Raw genomic sequence first — 21,072 nt, forward strand, 5'->3', positions numbered from 1 at the left:
ATATCACGCGCACAAGATGCAGAATAGCGAGAACGCCAAGCTCCAGGAAAATTCCTGGATGGATTAAAGCTGAGGGGTGGCGGAACCGGCGCGAAGCGTTGGGCAGAACTGGCACATCTCGAGTAAAATCTCGACGTAACTGCGCGCTTCATTTTTGAGGTCAAACGACTGCGGAGAAAAAAGCCAGTTTTCCATCAGACCGGAAATATAGCTGCGCATCAGAATGGCCGTCCGGCGAGTCAGCAGATCGGCAGGCAACATTTTCGCCTGAATACACTGATTGAGGGTGTACTCGATGCGGTCGTAGCTCTCCAGGCACAGGCTTCTTTGCGCCTGTTGCACGCTCTCCATTTCACCGACAAACTCACATTTATGGAAGATGATTTCCATCATCAGGCGGCGTCGTTCTTCAATGACTGTCGCCTCAAGAACATATACCAGTATTTCTCTCAAAACTGAGAGTGGATCGTCAGGGAATTTTGCCCGATACTCAGTCTCAAGATCGGTAATACTAGATTCTGACAACTCCCAGATTTCACTGAACAAGTCTGACTTATTTTTGAAATGCCAGTAAATCGCTCCCCGTGTGACACCCGCGGCCTGAGCAATCTGCGCCAGCGAGGTCGATGACACACCCTGCTGCGAAAACAGACGCAACGCCACATCAAGAATGTGTTGTCGAGTTTCAAGCGCTTGTTGTTTGGTTTTTCGTGCCATACGTGAGTGAATTTACAGTAGTCAGATTTACATACATTTATGAATGTATGTAACATAGCACGACGATAATATAAACGCAGCAATGGGTTTGCGGACTTTTGATCCATTGATCAATTTGAAATCGGACACTCGAGGTTTACATATGAACAAAAACAGAGGGTTAACGCCTCTGGCGATCGTTCTGATGCTCTCAGGCGGCTTAGCGCTTACAGGATGTGATGAGAAACAGGCTCAACAAGGAGCGCAGCAGGCACCCGAAGTCGGTGTCGTGACGCTTAAAACCGAACCTCTGCAAATCACAACAGAATTACCAGGCCGTACAAGCGCTTACCGCGTTGCGGAAGTTCGTCCTCAGGTGAATGGGATTATCCTGAAACGTAACTTCACCGAGGGTGGTGATGTAAAAGCAGGTGAGTCTCTGTATCAGATTGATCCGGCAACCTATCAGGCTGCTTACGAAAGCGCGAAAGGCGATTTGGCGAAAGCAGAAGCGGCAGCCCGAATTTCTCAGGTCACGCTTAACCGTTATAAGAAACTGCTCGGTACGCAATACATCAGTCAACAAGACTATGACACTGCGCAGGCAGATTCCCAACAAGCCAACGCTGCGGTTGTCGCCGCCAAGGCCACTGTTGAAACCGCCCGCATTAACCTGGCGTATACCAAAGTGACCTCCCCTATCAGTGGTCGTATTGGTAAATCCTCCGTTACTGAAGGCGCATTGGTTCAGAACGGTCAAGCGACCGCGCTGGCGACTGTCCAGCAGCTTGACCCGATCTACGTTGACGTCACGCAATCCAGCAACGATTTCCTGCGTCTGCAGAAAGAGCTGGCGAGCGGTGCGCTGAAGCAAGAGAACGGCAAAGCGAAAGTGCAACTGGTGACCAATGATGGCAGCAAGTTCGCACAGGAAGGTACGCTGGAATTCTCTGACGTGACCGTCGATCAGACCACAGGCTCCATCACCTTACGTGCCATTTTCCCGAACCCTGACCACACGCTGTTGCCCGGTATGTTCGTGCGTGCCCGTCTTGAAGAAGGGATTAACCCAACCGCACTTCTGGTCCCACAGCAGGGCGTAACGCGTACGCCACGCGGCGATGCCAGCGCGCTGGTTGTCGGTGCGGATGACAAGGTTGAGATGCGTCAAATCACTGCGGCGCAGGCGATTGGCGACAAATGGCTGGTGACCCAAGGTTTGAAAGATGGCGATCGCGTAATTATTACTGGTTTGCAAAAAGTACGACCTGGCGCGCAAGTGAAGGCCCAGGAAGTTAAATCTGACGAGAAACAACAAGCCGCAGCCGGTGGCGAGTCAGAACAAACCAAGTCTTAACTTAAACAGGAGCCGTTAAGACATGCCTAATTTCTTTATCGATCGCCCCATATTCGCGTGGGTGATCGCCATCATTATCATGCTTGCAGGGGGACTGGCGATCCTGAAGCTGCCCGTGGCGCAATATCCAACGATTGCGCCGCCAGCAGTTTCAATCACCGCCGTCTACCCTGGTGCTGATGCGAAAACGGTGCAGGATACCGTGACTCAGGTTATCGAACAGAACATGAACGGTATCGATAAACTGATGTACATGTCCTCCAACAGTGACTCCACCGGTACGGTTCAGATAACCCTGACCTTCGAGTCTGGTACTGATGCGGATATCGCGCAGGTTCAGGTGCAGAACAAACTGCAGCTGGCCATGCCGTTACTGCCGCAAGAAGTCCAGCAGCAGGGTGTAAGCGTCGAGAAATCGTCCAGTAGCTTCCTGATGGTTGTCGGCGTTATTAACACCAATGGCACCATGACGCAGGAGGATATTTCCGACTACGTGGGCGCCAACATGAAGGACGCGATCAGCCGTACTTCAGGTGTCGGTGACGTCCAACTGTTTGGTTCCCAGTACGCGATGCGTATCTGGATGGACCCGAACAAACTGAACAACTTCCAGCTTACGCCGGTCGACGTTATTGCCGCCATTAAAGCGCAGAACGCCCAGGTGGCAGCCGGTCAGTTAGGCGGTACACCGCCGGTGAAAGGCCAGCAGTTGAACGCCTCCATCATCGCGCAAACCCGTTTAACCTCCGCGGATGAGTTCAGCAAAATTCTGCTGAAAGTGAATCAGGACGGTTCACAGGTTCGCCTGCGCGATGTTGCGAAGGTTGAACTGGGTGGTGAGAACTACGACGTCATTGCGAAATTTAATGGCCAGCCGGCATCCGGTCTGGGTATTAAGCTGGCAACTGGCGCAAACGCCCTGGATACCGCCACAGCGATTCGTGCTGAACTGAAGAAAATGGAACCGTTCTTCCCATCAGGCCTGAAAATCGTTTACCCGTATGACACCACTCCGTTCGTGAAAATCTCCATTCACGAAGTGGTGAAAACGCTGGTCGAAGCGATCATTCTGGTATTCCTGGTGATGTATTTGTTCCTGCAAAACTTCCGCGCGACGTTGATTCCAACCATCGCCGTACCGGTTGTTCTGTTAGGCACCTTTGCCATCCTGTCGATATTCGGCTTCTCGATAAACACCCTAACGATGTTCGGGATGGTGCTGGCGATAGGCTTGCTCGTCGATGACGCCATCGTGGTGGTCGAAAACGTCGAGCGTGTGATGGCCGAAGAGGGTCTTCCGCCGAAAGAAGCTACCCGTAAATCCATGGGCCAGATCCAGGGCGCACTGGTGGGTATCGCGATGGTACTGTCAGCAGTATTTATCCCGATGGCTTTCTTCGGTGGCTCAACCGGTGCGATTTACCGTCAGTTCTCCATCACCATCGTTTCTGCGATGGCGCTGTCGGTACTGGTGGCATTAATCCTGACGCCAGCGCTGTGCGCAACCATGCTAAAACCTATCGCCAAAGGCGATCACGGTGAGAACAAGAAAGGGTTCTTCGGCTGGTTCAACCGTATGTTTGATAAGAGCACGAATCACTACACGGACAGCATCGGCGGCATCTTGCGCAGCACGGGTCGTTATTTGCTGCTCTACATCATCATCGTCGTAGGGATGGCGTTCCTGTTCGTTCGTCTGCCAAGCTCCTTCTTGCCGGATGAAGATCAGGGTGTATTCCTGACGATGGCGCAGCTTCCTGCGGGTGCATCGCAAGAACGTACGCAGAAAGTGCTGGATGAAGTGACCGATTACTACCTGACCAAAGAAAAAGCCAACGTTGAATCGGTGTTTGCGGTTAACGGCTTTGGCTTTGCGGGTCGTGGTCAGAACACCGGTATTGCGTTCGTTTCCTTGAAAGATTGGTCTGAACGTTCGGGCGATGAAAACAAAGTTGAAGCGATTACGGGCCGTGCCATGGGCACGTTCTCACAGATTAAAGATGCGATGGTGTTCGCCTTTAACCTGCCCGCGATCGTCGAACTGGGTACCGCAACGGGCTTTGACTTCCAGCTGATCGATCAGGGCGGTTTGGGTCACGAAAAACTGACTCAGGCACGTAACCAACTGTTTGGCGAAATAGCGAAACACCCTGACCTGTTGGTCGGTGTGCGCCCTAACGGTATGGAAGATACGCCGCAGTACAAGATCGATATCGATCAGGAAAAAGCACAGGCGCTGGGCGTTTCTATCAGTGACATCAATACCACACTGGGCGCAGCCTGGGGCGGTAGCTATGTGAACGACTTCATCGACCGTGGCCGTGTGAAGAAAGTCTACATCATGTCTGAAGCGCAGTACCGTATGTTGCCGAACGATATCAACAACTGGTTTGTGCGCGGTAGCGATGGTCAGATGGTTCCGTTCTCTGCCTTCTCAACCTCGCATTGGGAATACGGTTCACCGCGTCTGGAACGTTACAACGGCTTACCGTCGATGGAAATTCTGGGCCAGGCTGCACCAGGGAAAAGTACAGGTGAAGCAATGAACCTGATGGAAGAACTCGCCAGCAAGCTGCCTTCGGGTATTGGCTATGACTGGACGGGGATGTCCTATCAGGAACGTCTGTCGGGCAACCAGGCCCCTGCCCTGTACGCCATTTCTCTGATTGTGGTGTTCCTGTGTCTGGCGGCATTGTACGAGAGCTGGTCGATTCCGTTCTCCGTTATGCTGGTTGTTCCGTTGGGGGTTATCGGTGCACTGCTGGCCGCAACGTTCCGTGGACTGACAAACGACGTTTACTTCCAGGTGGGCCTCCTCACAACCATTGGTTTGTCGGCGAAGAACGCGATACTTATCGTGGAATTCGCCAAAGATCTGATGGATAAAGAGGGCAAAGGTCTGATTGAAGCAACGCTGGAAGCGGTACGTATGCGTCTGCGTCCCATCCTGATGACATCGCTGGCGTTTATCCTTGGGGTAATGCCGCTGGTTATCAGCACTGGCGCTGGCTCTGGTGCACAGAACGCCGTGGGTACAGGCGTAATGGGCGGTATGATTACCGCGACCGTACTGGCTATCTTCTTCGTTCCGGTGTTCTTCGTGGTGGTACGCCGCCGCTTTAGCCGCAAGAATGAAGACGTTGAACACAGTCACTCAGTAGATCATCACTGATACCGGTTTCACCCGATAAAAAGGCCGCAATAGCGGCCTTTTTCTTTTCCGTAAAATCATAAATTACGCTTAGTGTCAGTTCATTTATTTTCTGCCAACGTAATAAGGCATATCCTATTTAATAGAGAAATTAAGCCATAAATTCTGGGTTATTTAATTGGATCGCATTTCAGTATTATTAGGATTATTCCTGGTCGATTAAGTAAGGGCGACGTGTACCGATCCCGAGTTCATACGCAACAACAAGGTAACGTGATGAATCTTAAGGTAGCATTAAAAATGCCAATGCTGATTTAGAAAGTATTTACCCTGGCAGCGATAAGCATTCATTTAACTGTCACCATTACGGGTTTAATTGTAATTTTTCGTAATAGCGCGATGAAATTTTGATCCGAGTGGATTATAGTTAAAGACATCAGGAGAACTGCACCCGTAAAGGCTACGCTAGTTGTATCCATCCCGACATTGATGCTCGGTGAGTAAAGAATCACTCAAAAGGGGATGCGCTATGGACGAGTACTCGCCAAAAAGGCATGATATTGCGCAGTTGAAATTTCTCTGCGAATCCTTGTACCATGACTGCCTTGCCAATCTTGATGAAAGCAACCATGGCTGGGTTAATGATCCGACCTCTGCAATCAACTTACAGCTTAATGAGCTGATAGAGCATATCGCAACCTTCGCACTTAATTATAAAATTAAGTACAATGAAGATAATAAGCTGATTGAGCAAATTGATGAATATCTGGACGACACCTTTATGTTGTTCAGTAGTTATGGCATTAACACACAAGACTTGCAAAAATGGCGTAAATCAGGAAATCGGCTATTCCGTTGTTTCAGCAACGTCAGCAGAGCTAATCCGGTAAGTCATTCCTGTTAGAATTATTACAAATACTAAGGTGAATTTATGTCTGATAAACCATTAACCAAGACAGATTATTTGATGCGTTTGCGTCGCTGTCAGTCACTCGACACCCTTGAACGTGTTATTGAAAAGAATAAATATGAGCTGCCCGATCATGAACTGGCTGTATTTTATTCAGCCGCCGACCATCGTCTTGCCGAGCTCACTATGAATAAGCTGTATGACAAAATCCCGGTTTCTGTATGGAAATTTGTCCGTTAATTCCAGAGTTTGTTTTAGAGGCAGTATCGTTATCTTCTTACGCTGAATTCACCTTTCGATTTACGATCCCTGCGTGAAAGCAGGTCCACCGTTTCAAACGTGCGCGTCGGCAATTATGCTGTGACTCCGATCACATCAACCTATCGGGAACGTTCCCTTTCTGGATGAGGTTATTTACGCTGCTACCGAGCGTATCATTCCAGTGAGGCATTCCATGAGTGAAGAAAAACAAAAAATGATCGCCGGAGAGCTTTACCGCCCTTCGGACGAGACCCTGCGTGCGGAGCGCCTTCAGGCCCGCCATCTGATTCACCGCTACAATCACACTGCACCGGATGCGAAATCTGAGCGTCAGGCTTTGCTACACGAATTATTGGGACAAAGCGAAGGCGCTTATATTGAGCCAACCTTTCGGTGCGATTACGGCTACAACATTTATCTCGGCAAAGGGTTTTACGCGAACTTTGATTGCGTGATGCTGGATGTGTGCCCGATAAATATTGGTGACAATTGCATGCTCGCGCCTGGCGTGCATATTTATACCGCGACGCATCCACTGGACGCGACCGAACGTAACAGCGGCCTGGAATTAGGTAAACCCGTCACCATCGGCCATAATGTCTGGATTGGCGGACGTGCGGTAATTAATCCTGGCGTCACGATTGGTGATAATGTGGTGGTGGCCTCCGGAGCCGTTGTCACAAAAGACGTGCCGGCTAATGTCGTCGTGGGCGGCAACCCAGCCAAAATCATCAAAACACTGTAAACCTGAAATGAGTAACTGTTATGCTTTTTCCCGGCATAACTGTTACTTTTTTCCACCAAACCACTCCCCTAAAATGGGCAGATCCCCTGTATTTTGCAAAATTCATGAAGGTTATAAATGACAGAGATACAGCGCCTGCTTACCGAAACCATCGACGATCTCAATGCCCGCGAGAAACGCGATAATCGCCCGCGCTTTAGCATCAGCTTTATCCGTAAACATACTGGCCTGTTTTTGGCGATGTATGCCGCCCTGCTGGCAACACTCATCGTTATGCTATTGTCAGAAACGCTCATCGACTCGGTGTGGTTACTGATCGTTTTATTCGTCGTCTTTAACGCGTTCTTCTTCTTCGACGTTAATCCGCGCTATCGCTATGAAGATATCGACGTGCTTGATTTCCGCGTTTGCTATAACGGCGAGTGGTACAACACCCGCTATGTCCCGTCGGAGCTGATCACTCGCATTTTGCATTCGCCAAATGTGGAAGAAGAGCAAAAGTCTAAATTGCAGAAAATGGTCTCCACGAAAGGCGAACTGTCTTTCTACGACGTCTTCACCCTTTCTCGCCCCGAGACTGCATAATTAACGTCTGCAAGCGCCTGATGCAAGGCGTAAACTGAGACGCGGGGGTATTTCCGTACCCCAAAACCAAACCGGTTTGCCCCTGCCGCTCGTCAAGGTAATACCCGCTCAGCGCAGCGGGTGCCATCTGATACTGACTTGCCTGCCGTGCCACGGCTTTATCATCAATACCGTCGATAGCGACGGTCAGGTGCATGCCCCCTTCTCCGGCTAAAACCCGATGTGGAACATGGAGTTCCGCGTGAAGCGCATCGCGCAGCTGTTTATAGCGCTTGCGGTACAGACGCCGCATCGCGGCAAGATGTCGGGCGTAATGCCCCTCTTCGATAAACAACGCCAGCGTGCGCTGCTCAGCGCGATGCCCACCCCGCAGCAGCGAGCCAATCGCGGGCTGTGCGGCGTTCGCCAATGCCTTTGGCATCACCATAAAACCGATGCGTAGCGAGGGAAATAGCGTTTTGCTAAATGTCCCTAAATAGACCACGGGCGCATTTTTCTGCATGCCCATCATCGCGGGAACGGGTTCGCCGCTATAGCGAAATTCACTGTCGTAATCATCCTCAATAATCCACGCGTTATGCTGGCGCGCGAATTCCAACAGCGCGAATCGTCGATGGATGCTTAACACGCTCCCGTATGGAAACTGATGAGAAGGAGAGGTGAATATCAGAGTGGGTGAGTGCTCACCTTCTGTTTCCAGTCGCATGCCTTCTTCGTCGACAGGCATCCCAACCATGGTCAGGCCCGATTTCGCAAAAGCGCTTTTCGCACCGGCGTAACCCGGATCTTCTATCCAGGCAATATCGCCCGTCTCGCTCAGAAGTTGAGTGCACAGGTTCACCCCTTCAAGCGCGCCTTCGGTAATCACTATCTGGCTGGCATCGCACTCAATTCCACGTGAAAGCGCCAGATGGCGGGCGATGGCGCTACGCAGCGATCGTTCCCCCGCCGGATCGCCATAGCCTAACAGCGCGCTGCCTTCTTCTCGCAAAACGCGATCGTATAAACGTCGCCATAGCGGTAATGGAAAATAGTGAATCGCGGGCGTACCGGGCGTGAATGCAGGAACGGGTATGGCGCGAGATGTCGGCGCAGGGAGCCGCGCGACGCGCTGCGCAAGCTTAACCTCCAGCACCTGCGCGGGCTGGACGCTATCACGATGCCCGACGTGGGCCACGCGCGTTCCCTGCCGATTACGGTGTAAAAAGCCTTCCAGCGTGAGTTGCTCTAGTGCAGCATTCACTGTATTACGCGAAATCCCCAGCTGTTCAGCGATGATTCGGGAACCCGGCAAACGGCTCTCTGCCAGCAACCTGCCGCTTAATATGGCTTCTCGCAAACCCCGATACAGCGTCCGCTGAAGCGTCTCTGCACCGCGTCGCTGCAGCATGTCGCTGATTAATGCGTAAAAATCATCGCCTGAAATATTCATTGTTGCCTCCGTGGTACCACATTATTATACCCATGTGGATCTTCTTGTGGGGCCACAAATTTCCTAATCTGGAATTCACATCAGACAACGGGAATCAACATGAATCAATTCAATCAGTTTGGTCAGCCAGTGGGTAAAGCGATGAGCGACTGGCAGCCTCGGCCACATCCGAATCGCGTGGATTTAAAAGGGCATTATTGCACGCTCACGCCGTTAGGCCCGGAACATGCTGACGCACTTTTTGCTGCCTATCAGCAGGCTGAAGACACCCGCAGCTGGACGTGGCTTTTGCGTGAACCGGATGCGAATGCACAAGACTTTGCCGCGTGGGTGGAGAGCGTTTCTGAACTGTCCGATCCGATTCATTTCACGGTCATCAACAACCAGACGAAATTACCTGTCGGCACATTAGCCTTGATGCGTATCGATGCGAAAAACGGCGTGATCGAAGTTGGACATGTCCATTTTTCACCGCTGCTCAGCGGCACGCCGATGTCCACCGAAGCGCAGTATTTACTGATGCGTCATGTGTTTACTACGCTGGGATATCGTCGCTACGAATGGAAATGCAACAGTCTGAATGAGCCTTCACGCCGCGCGGCGCAACGTCTCGGGTTCCAGTATGAAGGGCGTTTTCGCCAGGCGCTGGTTATCAAAGGACACAACCGCGACACCGACTGGTTTTCGATTATCGATAGCGAATGGCCAGGCCTGGAAAGCGCATTTCAGAACTGGCTTGCCGCCGACAATTTCACTGCCGACGGCAAGCAGATAAGGTCCCTGGAAAATTGGCGCGAATCACGTCGTTAACGTCTTTTCTTTCTTCCCTGCACCGCTTTAAAGCGCGGGTTAGATTTGCAAATCACGTACAGGCGTCCTTTGCGTTTTACGATCTGGCAGTCCGGATGACGCTGTTTGGCGCTGCGTAGCGAGTTAAGTACCTGCATGGTTAGCCTCGCTTCGCATTGATAAAGCCACTAAAGCGCTGGCGGAAACGAGCAGCGCTGCCCTCTGTCGAGAAGGTTTTCTGCTTCCCGGTGTAGTATGGGTGCGATTTTGACGAGACATCGAGAGTAATGTACGGATACGTCTGGCCGTCGAGTTCAATTTCGCGATCGGTTTTAATCGTCGATCCCACTTTAAAAAATTCATCAACGCTGGTGTCGTGAAAAACGACGGTGCGGTAGTACGGATGGATATCAGGTTTCATCTTATGCTCGATATGTTTTGTTATAACATAACAAAAGTCTATCCGAGTCACAGGATAAAAACAACCCCCGCCCGAGTGGGCGAGGGAAACCACACTATGCGTCTTGCGAAGCCTGCTCTTTGCCCACCAGCAAAGTGGTCAGGAAAAACGACAGCACCAACGCCATCATTACGCCCGCGAGCGCAAAGATAAAATACGGGCCAATATAAGCAGGCAAACTGAAGATGCTCGACAGAATATAGCCGTAGAGCCGCACGCCGAAGAACGCGATAAAGGCTGAGGCCAGTGAACTGGCGACGGTAGCCGCAATAAACGCTTTTTTGTAGCGCGTCAGAACACCAAACAGCGCCGGTTCGGTAATGCCCAGCAGTGCGGAAATCGCGGCGGAAAGGGTAACGGTTCTCTCCTGGCGATCTCGGCTTAAACGCCAGATGGCAAACGTCGAACCGGCAATCGCCATATTGGCCATAAACATCATCGGCATCAGCATGTCGTATCCGCGATCGCTAAAGTTTTGCAGCGCGATCGGCGTCATCGCATGGTGCATGCCGGTCAGGATCGCCACCGGGCGAATCGCGCCCACAATCAGCCCGGCAAAACTTGCTGACACGCTAAACAGCCCTTCGATAAACAACGCCAGCCCTTTACCCAACCAAATGCCAATCGGGCCGATCACCACCAGCGCGGCCAGAGCGCCGATAAACAGCGTTAGCGTGGGGGTGAACACGGTTTTCAGCACGTCCGGCATGATGCTATCGACCCAGCGGTGTATATAGCTCAAGGCCAGAATCGAGAAAATTACCGGGATCACGCTGGAAGAGTAGTTGAACACCGAAACGGGTATCGCATTGAGCAACCAGAGCGCACTGACCGCCCCTTCCTGATGCGTTGCCAGCGCTTTGGCCGCGTCAATCAGCGACGGATACATCAGGCACGCCGCGACGGCCGCCGCCAGATACTCATTGGTTTTGAAGATTTTCGCCGCCGATACCGCGAGGAAAAACGGCAGGAAATAAAACACGCCGCTGGCAATCAGATCGATAACCATCACGGTATCGCTTTTGGCGGAAACCACTTTCAGTGCGATCAAACCTGCCAGCAGACCTTTGATCATCCCTGCGCCAGCGATGGCCGGAACGATCGGACCAAACACGCCCGACACGGTATCCATAAACAGCGATATCAGGCTCTTACGCCCCTTGGTCGCTGCGGGTGCCGCCGTATCGTTATTGCCCAATACGGTGAGCATCTGTTCATACCAGCTGTTCACTTTCGGGCCAATAATGACCTGAAACTGATCGCTTTGCAGCTGCGCGCCCAGCACACCGGGCAGTTTTTTTATCTCGTTTTGATCGACTTTATTATCGTCAATGAGATCAAAGCGCAGCCGCGTCATACAGTGCCAGACTTTATTAATATTCCCCTGGCCGCCGACCAGACGAATAATATTATTGATCGCTTCGTGCGTCCCCATAAAGACTCCTGCCCGATGTTGTTGTCGTTTTAATGTCGCCATGAAGAATAATTAAAGCATGACAACAAAACAAACCAATAAAATTAGACTTTGCTCACAATTACCCAGCAGAAAGCCACAAAATCGTAAAAGAGGACAAATTGGTACGGTTTTAAATTACATTTACGACAAATAACTGACCAAAATAAATAGTCAAAAAAACGGTTTACCCACTCACGATTTTAGGGCGATGATATTCGCCATAACGTATTCCCACAGTGCAGCAAAGGAGTTATTTCGTGACGCCTGTGATCATTAAAAATATTGAGTGTTTTATTACCCGCCCGGACCGACATAATCTGGTCACCGTCCGTGTGACCACCGAGCAGGGTATCACGGGACATGGCTGTGCCACCTTTCAGCAGCGCCCCCTGGCAGTCAAAACGCTGGTTGATGAATATCTGCAGCCGCTGCTGATTGGGCGCGATGCAAACAATATTGAAGACCTGTGGCAGATGATGAACGTCAACGCCTACTGGCGTAACGGCCCGTTGATGAACAATGCCATTTCAGGCGTCGACATGGCCCTGTGGGACATCAAGGGCCAGCTGGCCGGTATGCCGCTCTATCAGCTATTTGGCGGTAAATCCCGTGACGCGATCCCAGCCTACAGCCACGCCAGCGGAGAAACTCTGCAAGCGTTATTTGCCTCCGTTGATGCGCTCATTGCGCAGGGCTATCGTCATATCCGCTGCCAGCTCGGCTTTTATGGCGGTACGCCATCCGCACTCCACGCCCCGGATAACCCCACGCCGGGCGCATGGTTCGATCAGCAAGAGTACATGAGCAATACCGTCGAAATGTTCCGCGCCCTGCGCGAAAAATATGGCTGGAAGCTGCATATTTTGCATGATGTCCACGAGCGATTGTTCCCGCAGCAGGCCGTGCACCTGGCAAAGCAGCTCGAGCCGTTCCAGCCCTACTTTATTGAAGATATTTTGCCGCCACAGCAAAGCGCATGGCTGGAACAGGTGCGTCAGCAAAGCTGCGTTCCGCTGGCGCTGGGAGAGTTATTTAATAACCCTGCTGAATGGCACGATCTGATTGTGAATCGTCGTATCGACTTTATACGCTGCCACGTCTCGCAAATCGGCGGGATCACACCGGCGCTGAAGCTGGCGCATCTGTGTCAGGCCTTTGGCGTGCGCCTCGCCTGGCATGGCCCAGGCGATATGACGCCGATCGGCGTCGCGGTGAATACGCACCTGAATATTCATCTGCACAATGCGGCAATTCAGGAATTTATTCCTCGTTCTGCCACGACAAACGACGTGTTCCCCGGCGCGCCAGAGGTGAAAGAGGGATTTGTCTATCCTCCCGTACAGCCCGGTATCGGCGTGGGTTTCAACGAAGCGTTGGCGCTGGCGCACCCGGTTCTCTATCGACCGCACGAATGGACGCAAAGTCGCCTGCCTGACGGCACTATTCATACCCCCTGATTTTGACGCCAGGCCAGATTGTCGCGGTTGTACGGAATGACGTAGGTGCATGTGTAGTTGATATCAATAATATCGCTCACCTCAAACACGCGCCCGCCATCCAGAATACCGCGGTTATTGATGTGCATTGCCGGGCTGCCTTTCTTGCAGCCCAGAATAACCGCCTGTTCACGGCCTACGCTCACCGCGCGATAGGTGGTCAGCATATGAGAAATGGTAAACCCTTTGCTCAGAACATACTGCTGGATTGAGCGCTCAATGGCCTGCTGATTCAGATCCGGGAAATCGGCGGTAGGCATACTCGATATTTCCAGCTGTACGGGCACGTCATCGACGTAGCGCAAGCGGCAGAAATGCCAGATAAAACTTTCCTCATCAATACCGAAAATCTGCTGCGCCGCGCGATCGGGGCGTTTCTTATGCAGGCTGATCATCCGGTAACGAATCTGATCGAAACGCTTTTCCGTGATCGAGTTATAAACCAGAGGATTATTACGTGCTTGCTCGTTGATCCAGATCCCCGAACCCTGCACAATCCGCACCACGCCAATGCTGACCAGCTTTTCGAGCGCCTGTCGAATAGTGAAACGTGACACACCATATTCTTCCGCGAGCTGTCGTTCCGGCGAGAGTTTGCGCGGGCCAGGCGTGGTGTCCTGATAAATTTTGCTCAGGAGATCTTGCGTCACAAATTCTTTTTTCTTCATTACTTTTCCCTGAATGAAATCAATCACCGCGGCATGCTATAAGATTATCATTTTGAGGCGATTTAATTCAGCACTGCAGAAAGGATAACCCTGCATGACAACCCGCCATTTGGTCAGCCTGGTGACTGGTGTTCTGATTTTTTCCGTGCTGATCCCCATCAGCCTGAGTGTTTGGCTCGCGCATCGCCAGGCAGAAGACAAATTTGTCCAGGATTTGGATCGCTACTCATCGCGCGTGCTGATCCGCACGAACAAAGTGGTTGATCAGGCTAAAGAAGCGTTAACGCAGATCCAGTCGTTTAACGGCCAGCCGTGCAGCTACCAGCATTTACTGGCAATACGCCGGATCTCTTTCTCCTTCCGCTACGTTCAGGAAGTGATGTACGTCAATAACCGCCAGCCTGTGTGTTCCTCGCTCGAACAGGCCAGCAAAGCGACCGCATTTCCGCTTCCTATGCGCACCACGCACGACGGCTATGATGCGTGGCTAACGCAGCAAAACGATCTCGGCATTCAGCGCTATATGGCTGTGCTGGGTCTCGGAAATTATCTGGTCCTGTTGGATCCAGAATCGCTGATTGATGTCATTCCTTTCGGCGCCTGGCCGATCGAAGCCGCGCTGGTCGGCTTTGACAGCAATATTGTTTTTTCCAGCAGCAGTCCTCTCCCGCAGCACGTCTGGCAGCAATTACAGAAACAGAATTTTGCGCCTCTGCAGTACCGGGGGTCGATGTACGTCGTCAAATCCGTTCCTGATTTACGCTTCGCGGTCGTCGCCTGGGCTTCTCTCGAGCCGCTCAAGGAGAGCTGGCATCAGCAGTTGCTGTTCTGGTTCCCGTTTGGTGTTCTGGTCAGCCTGGTGGCCGCGGCCTTTGTGATGCGACTTTTACGCCGCCTGCAATCCCCGCGCAATCGCCTGCTGGATGCGATACACGCCCGTGAATTTGTTATCCATTATCAGCCCATCGTGGCGCTCGACAGCGGCAAGATAACCGGTGCCGAGGCCCTCTCCCGCTGGCCCCAGCCAGACGGCAGCCTGCTCTCGCCAAACATTTTTATTCCGCTGGCAGAGCAAACGGGCCTGACGTCTAAATTAACCCGGCTGGTGATTGAAAAGGTCTTTGAGGATATGGGCGAATGGCTGCGCCATCACCCACATCAACATGTTTCCATTAACCTTTCCCCGGCAGATCTGTTTTGCGTCGAGCTGCCGCAGGTGCTGAGTCGTCTTCTAAATCACTGGCAGATTCAGCCGCAACAAATTGCGCTGGAGCTGACCGAACGGGGATTTGCCGATCCTACGGTGAGCGCGCCGCTCATCGCCAGTTTGCGCCGCTCAGGCCACCCCATCTATATCGACGATTTTGGTACCGGCTACTCCAGCCTCAGTTATCTCCAGGATCTGGATGTCGATACGTTGAAAATTGATAAGTCGTTCGTGGACGCGCTTGAGTACAAAAACGTCACGCCGCACATTATTGAAATGGCAAAATCGCTAAACATGGCGATGGTCGCTGAAGGTATCGAAACCGAAGGGCAATTAGAGTGGCTGCGTCGCCACGGCGTGCAGTATGGGCAAGGCTGGTTGTACAGTAAAGCGCTGCCAAAAGGGGAGTTCATTGTATGGGCAGAGAACAATCTCGACCCGGGTGAATAAGTGGCCCGGCGCGCGATGCGTCGCCGGGCGCGAACCATCACTCATCCAGTAACGGCATAAACCCGCCGTAGATCATTCGCTTGCCGTCGAAAGGCATCGAATCCCCCCACTCTTTCATGCGTGGGTCGGACATCAGCTTTTTGTTCGCCTCATCGCGGACCTCTTTCGACGGGTATTCAATCCAGCTAAAAACGACTTCTTCGCCCTCTTCCGCTTTGACCGCCATGCGAAAATCGGTCAATTTTCCATCCGGAACGTCCTCGGCCCAACACTCAACAACCCGCGTCGCGCCAAACTCTTTAAACAGTGGAGCCGCCTTGGCCGCCATCTCGCGATAAGCCTCCTTATTTGCTGCAGGAACGGCAACCACAAAACCATCGACATACTTCATGAGTCAAACCTCCGAAGTGAGCGTGCGGCCACCAGCTGTGACCGCAACCGACGAGGTTAAGTTTAGTCCTGTCGCCAGCTAAACGCGTAACGCATCTCTCGGCGTTGCAGGATAAATTCCGGCGACACACTTGGGCTCCAGGAGTCATCGCCGCCCACGCCCATATGGAAGGCGTCGATATTGAGCCAGCAGCCCGGCTCTGCTTCCAGCAAATGATGATGGCTGGTATCACGCAACTGTTGCTGACTGTAGCGGCTTAATGAAAAGTGGAAATCACCCTGCATCTGATGAGTATCGAAAGTCAGTTCGCGCGTATCGCAGCGCAGGCCATTATCGGTCGGGAAAATATACGCCGTATGCAGCGCGTCGAGCGGCAACGTCCAGCGTCCCTGGCGGGCAGCCAGCTTTCTGTCCGGGTAGTTCTCGTCCGGCCCCAGGCCCAGCCAACTTGCCGTTTGCGGCGTTTGTGCCAGCTGACAACTCAGGCCAATACGCGCGGGCTGCGGAATATCATTTGCCACTTGCACCTGCACGTCACCATGCAGCACGCCAGCTCGGTCAATTTTCCAGACCTTACGGCTCAGGAACAGCGCTTTACCGTTGAATTCCCAGGCATGCAGCGTGGTAATTGTCACAGCCTGCGCGAGTTGTTCTCCTTCGCAGATCAACAGACGCGGCGTGAGGTTGTACATACCCGCCGCTTTCCAGCGCTCAACCCACGCATTCGGATCAATACGCGTGGCTTCGCTGACGCCGATATCATTATCGAGCGGCGCACGGGTGAAATTATCATTCAGCGGAGCGAGGAGCGTTGCGGTGCCGTTATTCCACCATTGGGTCAGATTTCCGCTGGCGCGGTCAAAGTGCCAGCGCTGCGACTGGTGGCTGACCTCAAGCACATCCTCTTTTACCTTCAGGTCTGGCTTAGCCGTTCCCTCAACGGGTGGCGCAATATAGAGCGGCGCGGGCAGTTGCCATTGATCCCAGGCGCAGCGATGATCTGCTGGAGACCAGGCGGTCGCCGCCGTTTGGACAATATCCACATTCAGCCAGATTTCGCCTGCCGCCGCGGCAAATTCCGGCGCGTCGATTTCAATCCGCTGCGTTTGCTGCGGGGCAATCGTCAGCGCCACTTCCCCGCTCGCCAGCACTTCGCCGTCGCGGGCAATATTCCAGCGCAACTGCTCGTTATCACACTGACGGAACAGATAATCGCTGTGCACGTCGATCACCAGAGGTGAGGTGCTGACCAGCGTAAAGGTGAAAAACTGCTGCGCGCGCTGCGCTTCAAACAGCGCCGGATGCGGTGTGCGATCCGGGAACACTAGCCCGTTCAGACAGAACTGACGATCATTCGGTGTATCACCAAAATCGCCGCCATACGCCCAGAAAGCGTTGCCGTTGTCGTCTTTTTTGGTCAGCGCCTGATCTACCCAGTCCCAGACGAATCCGCCCTGCAAGCGAGGGTGATTGCGAAACGCCTGCCAGTATTTTGCAAATCCACCAAAACTGTTTCCCATGGCATGGGCGTACTCGCACAGGATCAGCGGACGCGTCTCATCCGGCATGCCGATCCACTTTTTCAGTGACCATTTCGGTACGGCTTCAAACGGTTGATCCTGATCGACACGGGCGTACATCGGGCAGACAATATCGGTCGCAGCGGTGTTCGCGCCGCCGCCTTCATACTGCACAGGACGCGTAGGATCGGTGGTTTTCACCCAGCGGTAGAGCGCGTCGTGGTTAGCACCGTGCCCGGATTCATTGCCCAGTGACCAGATGATAATCGACGGATGGTTACGATCGCGCAGCACCATGCGCGTCACGCGTTCGCTCATCGCGGGCAGCCAGCGCGGATCGTCAGCCAGACGGCTCATCGGCACCATGCCGTGCGTTTCAATATTCGCTTCGTCCACCACGTACAATCCATATCGATCGCACAGCGTGTACCACAGCGGATGGTTCGGGTAATGTGAGCAGCGCACGGCGTTAAAGTTGTGCTGTTTCATCATCTCAATGTCACGGCGCATGGTGGCTTCGTCCATCACCTGCCCGTTTTCCGGATGGTGCTCATGGCGGTTGACGCCACGGATCAGCAGCGGTTTGCCGTTCACTTTTAACAAGCCGTTGCTGATTTCCACGCGACGGAAACCAACGTCGCAAGCCTCTACGTCGAGAATCTCACCTTGCCCGTCACGCAGTGCAAGGGTTAAGCGATACAGCTCCGGGGTTTCGGCGCTCCACAGTGCCGGATCATTCACCGGCAACGTGACGTTTAAACGCTCCGCCCAATTGCCACGCTCATCAATAATGGCTGAACCGGGTTTGGCGCTGGCCGTCGCGACTGAGAGCCCGTCACTCCACAGGGTCACCGTCACTTCGCAATCGGCAAACTGCTCACCAGCGAGCGCCACTTCAACCTGTAATTTTGCGCGGTCGTAATCAGCATTCAGCTCCGTCACGGCATGATAATCCGCGATATGGGTGTGCGGTTTATGCAGCAGCGACACGTCGCGGAAAATGCCGCTCATCCGCCACATGTCCTGATCTTCAAGATAGCTCCCGTCGCACCAGCGCAGCACCAGTACCGCCAGACGGTTGGTTCCTGGGCGCAAAACCGCGCTTAAATCAAACTCTGCGGGCAGGCGGCTGTCCTGCGAATAGCCCATCCACTTGCCGTTGCACCAGAGATAAAACGCTGAGTTCACGCCATCAAAAACAAGGCGCGTTTGCCCGCTTTCGAGCCACTGCTCATCCACTTCAAATGTGAGCGAGTAACAACCGGTTGGGTTCTCTGCTGGCACAAACGGTGGATTCACCGGAATCGGATAGGTAACGTTAGTGTAAATGGGCGTATCAAAGCCCTGCATCTGCCAGTTTGATGGAACCGGCGTCGTCACCGCGTCAGCGCAATCTTCTGTAACCCAGCAGTCTGGCACCTGCTCTGGTGCCGCGTAATAGCTAAACTGCCAGTCACCGTTCAGCGAGCGCTTACGGGAGGAGTTTTCATCGGCCCGCGCGGATGCTTCATCGCGCCAGCTATTGAACGGGGCATGGGCAGGCAAGCGATGCCATTGGGTCACGCCTGGGTTTTCCCAGTCGCGGCGGGCTAAGATTTTGCTAAGTGGCATCGGGGATGCAGTAAACATATAGACCTCTTTTGCGAAGCGCTCACAATTTTAGTCACAATGCCCTGGAGAAATGATCCGGTAAAGGATCGAACCCCTGCAAAGCGAAGTCGATCACAAAAGCGTTATTGCCGCGCCAGCTGTTCGGCCATGATGGCGAGTGATTTTAACTGCTGTGCCAGCGCTTCGCGATCGGCCTGCTGCGGCGAGAATCGCGCGCTGGAGTGCCGCTCGACCAGCGTCACGGGCAGCTGAGTTTGCCACAGTTCATTCGTTGCAGAAGAAAGCAGCCATTCGACGCTGCGCTCACCGGCATCGCGAAAGGCCTGGCGAATGGTGGTCAGCGGCGGTGAAAACCAGGCGCTGTCGGCGGTGTCATCGAAACCCACCACAGAAATTTGCCCCGGCACGGCGATCCCTTTTTCTGCGCAGGCGCGCATCACGCCCAGCGCCATCTGATCGTTGGCCACCAGAATGGCGTCGGGAAGCGTTGCGCCAGACAGAAGCTGATGCCCTTTCTCGTACCCGGAGGCGGCGCTCCAGTCACCGTGAGCGATGGCACACGGCGTGACATTCGCCTGCCCCAGCCGCGCCTGCCATCCAGATAAGCGCGCGCGGGAAGAGACCGAGCTTTCTGGCCCGGCAAGCAGTGCGATATGTTGATGCCCAAGTGAAAGCAGGTGTTCTGCACCCAACGTCGCGCCCTGCTCAGCATCAAAAGCCAGACGATGGACGTTCGCAGAAGGAGAAACATCAAAGAACAGAACCGGAACCGGTGCGGCCAGATGGCGAATTTTCTCCGCTTCGGCGTCGTCCAACGGAACGTTCACCAGCAAGCCCTCAACACGCTGCGCCAGTAATTCCTGCAATGCAGCCTGACAAAATTCGGGCTGTTCCACCATCGAGATCATCACGCTCGCGCCGCGCTCACCCGCACGGGATTTTACCGCAGAGGCAATTTGCGACGGCGCATGCAAGGCCAGATCGGTGGTAATCAGCCCGAGCGTGCGGGTGCGTTTCCCGGCGAGCTGCTGCGCGCCGCGATTGGGCACGTAATGCAGCTCGGCCATTGCCTGCTGCACTTTTTCACGGGTGCGTGAAGAGACGTGTTCCGCATCGTTAATCACGCGGGAAACCGTTTGATAAGAAACGCCCGCCATGCGGGCAACGTCATAGAGTGTAATGGCTTTCATGCTGTCTACATTGCAACGGGAGATGCCGATATTCTGGCATAGCCCGTCCGTTAAAGCATGTGAGCGCTTCGCAAAATTAAACAGCGCTTTCCGGTTGCGGGGCCACACTCATTTTTGGTTTCTGACGAAACCACGGCAGACAAATTTGAATCAGTGGGCCGATGGCGAGCGCATACAGCACGGTGCCGACGCCGAACGTGCCACCCAGCACACAGCCAATCAGCAATACCGAGACTTCAATCGCCGTACGCACACTGCGCACTGACCAGCCTGTACGGGCGTTGATGCCGGTCATCAGGCCGTCTCGCGGGCCAGAGCCAAAACCCGCGCCGATGTACATTCCGGTGGCGAGCGCATTCACCACTACCGCTGACAGCAACAGCACGCTGCGCGCCACCAGCGAACTCATTTCAGGGAGCAACGCCAGCGCGGCATCAGCCGCCAGGCCAATCACAATCACATTGCTGATGGTCCCAAGGCCTGGACGCTGACGCAGCGGAATCCAAAACAGCAACACCAGCGCGCCGGTTAAAATCATCACCGTACCGATGTCCATCGCCAGCAGTTTGGCTACGCCAAGGTGAAACACGTTCCACGGATCAGCACCCAGATCGGCGCGGACGAACATCGCGGTGGAAAGCCCGTAAAATCCCAGCCCGACGTAAAGTTGCAGTAAGCGACGCAGCATTCTTTTTCT

Annotated in this window: 19 protein-coding genes; 9 read left to right on the forward strand and 10 right to left on the reverse strand. The window is 53.4% G+C overall.

The features are described 5' to 3' along the window. Positions 1–63: 63 nt before the first annotated feature. Complete coding sequence (gene acrR, locus AC07RN_RS04915) at positions 64–717, reverse strand: multidrug efflux transporter transcriptional repressor AcrR (RefSeq protein WP_012016348.1); 654 nt, start codon at positions 715–717, stop codon at positions 64–66. Positions 718–859: 142 nt separating this feature from the next. Here acrR and acrA point away from each other — a divergent pair, with 142 nt between their 5' ends. From acrA to AC07RN_RS04945, 6 genes are all read left to right on the forward strand, one after another. Further along, entirely contained in the window at positions 860–2,053 is a 1,194-nt protein-coding gene (gene acrA, locus AC07RN_RS04920) for a multidrug efflux RND transporter periplasmic adaptor subunit AcrA (RefSeq protein ID WP_235134881.1), read from the forward strand. 22 nt (positions 2,054–2,075) lie between these two features. Beyond that, positions 2,076–5,225, forward strand: a complete 3,150-nt coding sequence (gene acrB / locus AC07RN_RS04925; RefSeq protein ID WP_012016346.1) for a multidrug efflux RND transporter permease subunit AcrB — start codon at positions 2,076–2,078, stop codon at positions 5,223–5,225. A 508-nt stretch (positions 5,226–5,733) separates the two neighbouring features. Further along, positions 5,734–6,108 carry an Hha toxicity modulator TomB gene (gene tomB, locus AC07RN_RS04930; protein ID WP_012016345.1) on the forward strand — a complete coding sequence of 125 codons (375 nt, stop codon included), beginning with the start codon at positions 5,734–5,736 and terminating at the stop codon, positions 6,106–6,108. A 27-nt stretch (positions 6,109–6,135) separates the two neighbouring features. Then, a complete protein-coding gene (locus tag AC07RN_RS04935; protein WP_012016344.1) occupies positions 6,136–6,354 on the forward strand; it encodes an HHA domain-containing protein in 219 nt (72 codons plus the stop codon). A 214-nt stretch (positions 6,355–6,568) separates the two neighbouring features. Beyond that, the gene (maa, locus tag AC07RN_RS04940) at positions 6,569–7,120 is read left to right on the forward strand and encodes a maltose O-acetyltransferase (protein ID WP_407435645.1); all 552 of its coding nucleotides are present in this window, start codon (positions 6,569–6,571) and stop codon (positions 7,118–7,120) included. A gap of 117 nt (positions 7,121–7,237) precedes the next feature. Further along, positions 7,238–7,705, forward strand: a complete 468-nt coding sequence (locus tag AC07RN_RS04945) for a YlaC family protein (protein ID WP_012016342.1) — start codon at positions 7,238–7,240, stop codon at positions 7,703–7,705. Here the strand turns inward: AC07RN_RS04945 and pdxR are convergent. Then, a complete protein-coding gene (gene pdxR / locus AC07RN_RS04950) occupies positions 7,677–9,137 on the reverse strand; it encodes a MocR-like pyridoxine biosynthesis transcription factor PdxR (protein ID WP_478335721.1) in 1,461 nt (486 codons plus the stop codon). The two genes, AC07RN_RS04945 and pdxR, sit on opposite strands and share 29 nt — an antisense overlap. 99 nt (positions 9,138–9,236) lie before the next feature. Between pdxR and AC07RN_RS04955 the strand changes: the two genes are divergently transcribed. After that, entirely contained in the window at positions 9,237–9,947 is a 711-nt protein-coding gene (locus tag AC07RN_RS04955) for a GNAT family N-acetyltransferase (protein ID WP_478335722.1), read from the forward strand. Here the strand turns inward: AC07RN_RS04955 and ykgO are convergent. The 3 genes from ykgO to AC07RN_RS04970 form a co-directional block, all read right to left on the reverse strand. Continuing rightward, entirely contained in the window at positions 9,944–10,084 is a 141-nt protein-coding gene (gene ykgO, locus AC07RN_RS04960) for a type B 50S ribosomal protein L36 (protein ID WP_003859006.1), read from the reverse strand. The two genes, AC07RN_RS04955 and ykgO, sit on opposite strands and share 4 nt — an antisense overlap. A 2-nt stretch (positions 10,085–10,086) precedes the next feature. Continuing rightward, positions 10,087–10,347: a type B 50S ribosomal protein L31 gene (locus tag AC07RN_RS04965; RefSeq protein ID WP_478335723.1), complete on the reverse strand. Its 261-nt coding sequence runs from the start codon at positions 10,345–10,347 to the stop codon at positions 10,087–10,089. Between the two features lie 94 nt (positions 10,348–10,441). After that, complete coding sequence (locus AC07RN_RS04970) at positions 10,442–11,821, reverse strand: PTS transporter subunit EIIC (protein WP_478335724.1); 1,380 nt, start codon at positions 11,819–11,821, stop codon at positions 10,442–10,444. Between the two features lie 278 nt (positions 11,822–12,099). Between AC07RN_RS04970 and AC07RN_RS04975 the strand changes: the two genes are divergently transcribed. Then, positions 12,100–13,299, forward strand: a complete 1,200-nt coding sequence (locus tag AC07RN_RS04975; RefSeq protein WP_478335725.1) for an enolase C-terminal domain-like protein — start codon at positions 12,100–12,102, stop codon at positions 13,297–13,299. Here AC07RN_RS04975 and AC07RN_RS04980 read toward each other — a convergent pair. After that, complete coding sequence (locus tag AC07RN_RS04980; RefSeq protein ID WP_478335726.1) at positions 13,287–14,006, reverse strand: GntR family transcriptional regulator; 720 nt, start codon at positions 14,004–14,006, stop codon at positions 13,287–13,289. The genes AC07RN_RS04975 and AC07RN_RS04980 overlap by 13 nt on opposite strands. A gap of 94 nt (positions 14,007–14,100) precedes the next feature. Here AC07RN_RS04980 and AC07RN_RS04985 point away from each other — a divergent pair, with 94 nt between their 5' ends. Continuing rightward, positions 14,101–15,663 carry an EAL domain-containing protein gene (locus AC07RN_RS04985; protein WP_478335727.1) on the forward strand — a complete coding sequence of 521 codons (1,563 nt, stop codon included), beginning with the start codon at positions 14,101–14,103 and terminating at the stop codon, positions 15,661–15,663. Between the two features lie 37 nt (positions 15,664–15,700). Here the strand turns inward: AC07RN_RS04985 and AC07RN_RS04990 are convergent, their stop codons facing one another. The 4 genes from AC07RN_RS04990 to yczE all read right to left on the reverse strand — a co-directional run bounded on the left by AC07RN_RS04990 (position 15,701) and on the right by yczE (position 21,063). Continuing rightward, on the reverse strand, positions 15,701–16,054 hold the full coding sequence (locus tag AC07RN_RS04990) for a DUF1428 domain-containing protein (protein ID WP_012016334.1): 354 nt from the start codon (positions 16,052–16,054) through the stop codon (positions 15,701–15,703). Positions 16,055–16,116: 62 nt separating this feature from the next. Beyond that, positions 16,117–19,203, reverse strand: a complete 3,087-nt coding sequence (locus tag AC07RN_RS04995) for a beta-galactosidase (protein ID WP_478335728.1) — start codon at positions 19,201–19,203, stop codon at positions 16,117–16,119. 104 nt (positions 19,204–19,307) lie between these two features. Beyond that, complete coding sequence (locus AC07RN_RS05000; protein WP_478335729.1) at positions 19,308–20,375, reverse strand: LacI family DNA-binding transcriptional regulator; 1,068 nt, start codon at positions 20,373–20,375, stop codon at positions 19,308–19,310. 76 nt (positions 20,376–20,451) lie between these two features. Then, positions 20,452–21,063, reverse strand: coding sequence for a membrane protein YczE (yczE, locus tag AC07RN_RS05005; RefSeq protein WP_012016331.1), 612 nt, complete (start codon positions 21,061–21,063; stop codon positions 20,452–20,454). Positions 21,064–21,072 lie beyond the last annotated feature (9 nt).

It is taken from the genome of Lelliottia sp. GFLA7 (assembly GCF_056490165.1).

Excerpts from the sequence above, each read along its gene's own strand:
- acrR (WP_012016348.1), bottom strand. The coding sequence starts at position 717 with ATGGCACGAAAAACCAAACAACAAGCGCTTGAAACTCGACAACACATT.
- acrA (WP_235134881.1), top strand. The coding sequence starts at position 860 with ATGAACAAAAACAGAGGGTTAACGCCTCTGGCGATCGTTCTGATGCTC.
- acrB (WP_012016346.1), top strand. The coding sequence starts at position 2,076 with ATGCCTAATTTCTTTATCGATCGCCCCATATTCGCGTGGGTGATCGCC.
- tomB (WP_012016345.1), top strand. The coding sequence starts at position 5,734 with ATGGACGAGTACTCGCCAAAAAGGCATGATATTGCGCAGTTGAAATTT.
- AC07RN_RS04935 (WP_012016344.1), top strand. The coding sequence starts at position 6,136 with ATGTCTGATAAACCATTAACCAAGACAGATTATTTGATGCGTTTGCGT.
- maa (WP_407435645.1), top strand. The coding sequence starts at position 6,569 with ATGAGTGAAGAAAAACAAAAAATGATCGCCGGAGAGCTTTACCGCCCT.
- AC07RN_RS04945 (WP_012016342.1), top strand. The coding sequence starts at position 7,238 with ATGACAGAGATACAGCGCCTGCTTACCGAAACCATCGACGATCTCAAT.
- pdxR (WP_478335721.1), bottom strand. The coding sequence starts at position 9,137 with ATGAATATTTCAGGCGATGATTTTTACGCATTAATCAGCGACATGCTG.
- AC07RN_RS04955 (WP_478335722.1), top strand. The coding sequence starts at position 9,237 with ATGAATCAATTCAATCAGTTTGGTCAGCCAGTGGGTAAAGCGATGAGC.
- ykgO (WP_003859006.1), bottom strand. The coding sequence starts at position 10,084 with ATGCAGGTACTTAACTCGCTACGCAGCGCCAAACAGCGTCATCCGGAC.
- AC07RN_RS04965 (WP_478335723.1), bottom strand. The coding sequence starts at position 10,347 with ATGAAACCTGATATCCATCCGTACTACCGCACCGTCGTTTTTCACGAC.
- AC07RN_RS04970 (WP_478335724.1), bottom strand. The coding sequence starts at position 11,821 with ATGGGGACGCACGAAGCGATCAATAATATTATTCGTCTGGTCGGCGGC.
- AC07RN_RS04980 (WP_478335726.1), bottom strand. The coding sequence starts at position 14,006 with ATGAAGAAAAAAGAATTTGTGACGCAAGATCTCCTGAGCAAAATTTAT.
- AC07RN_RS04985 (WP_478335727.1), top strand. The coding sequence starts at position 14,101 with ATGACAACCCGCCATTTGGTCAGCCTGGTGACTGGTGTTCTGATTTTT.
- AC07RN_RS04990 (WP_012016334.1), bottom strand. The coding sequence starts at position 16,054 with ATGAAGTATGTCGATGGTTTTGTGGTTGCCGTTCCTGCAGCAAATAAG.
- AC07RN_RS04995 (WP_478335728.1), bottom strand. The coding sequence starts at position 19,203 with ATGTTTACTGCATCCCCGATGCCACTTAGCAAAATCTTAGCCCGCCGC.
- AC07RN_RS05000 (WP_478335729.1), bottom strand. The coding sequence starts at position 20,375 with ATGAAAGCCATTACACTCTATGACGTTGCCCGCATGGCGGGCGTTTCT.
- yczE (WP_012016331.1), bottom strand. The coding sequence starts at position 21,063 with ATGCTGCGTCGCTTACTGCAACTTTACGTCGGGCTGGGATTTTACGGG.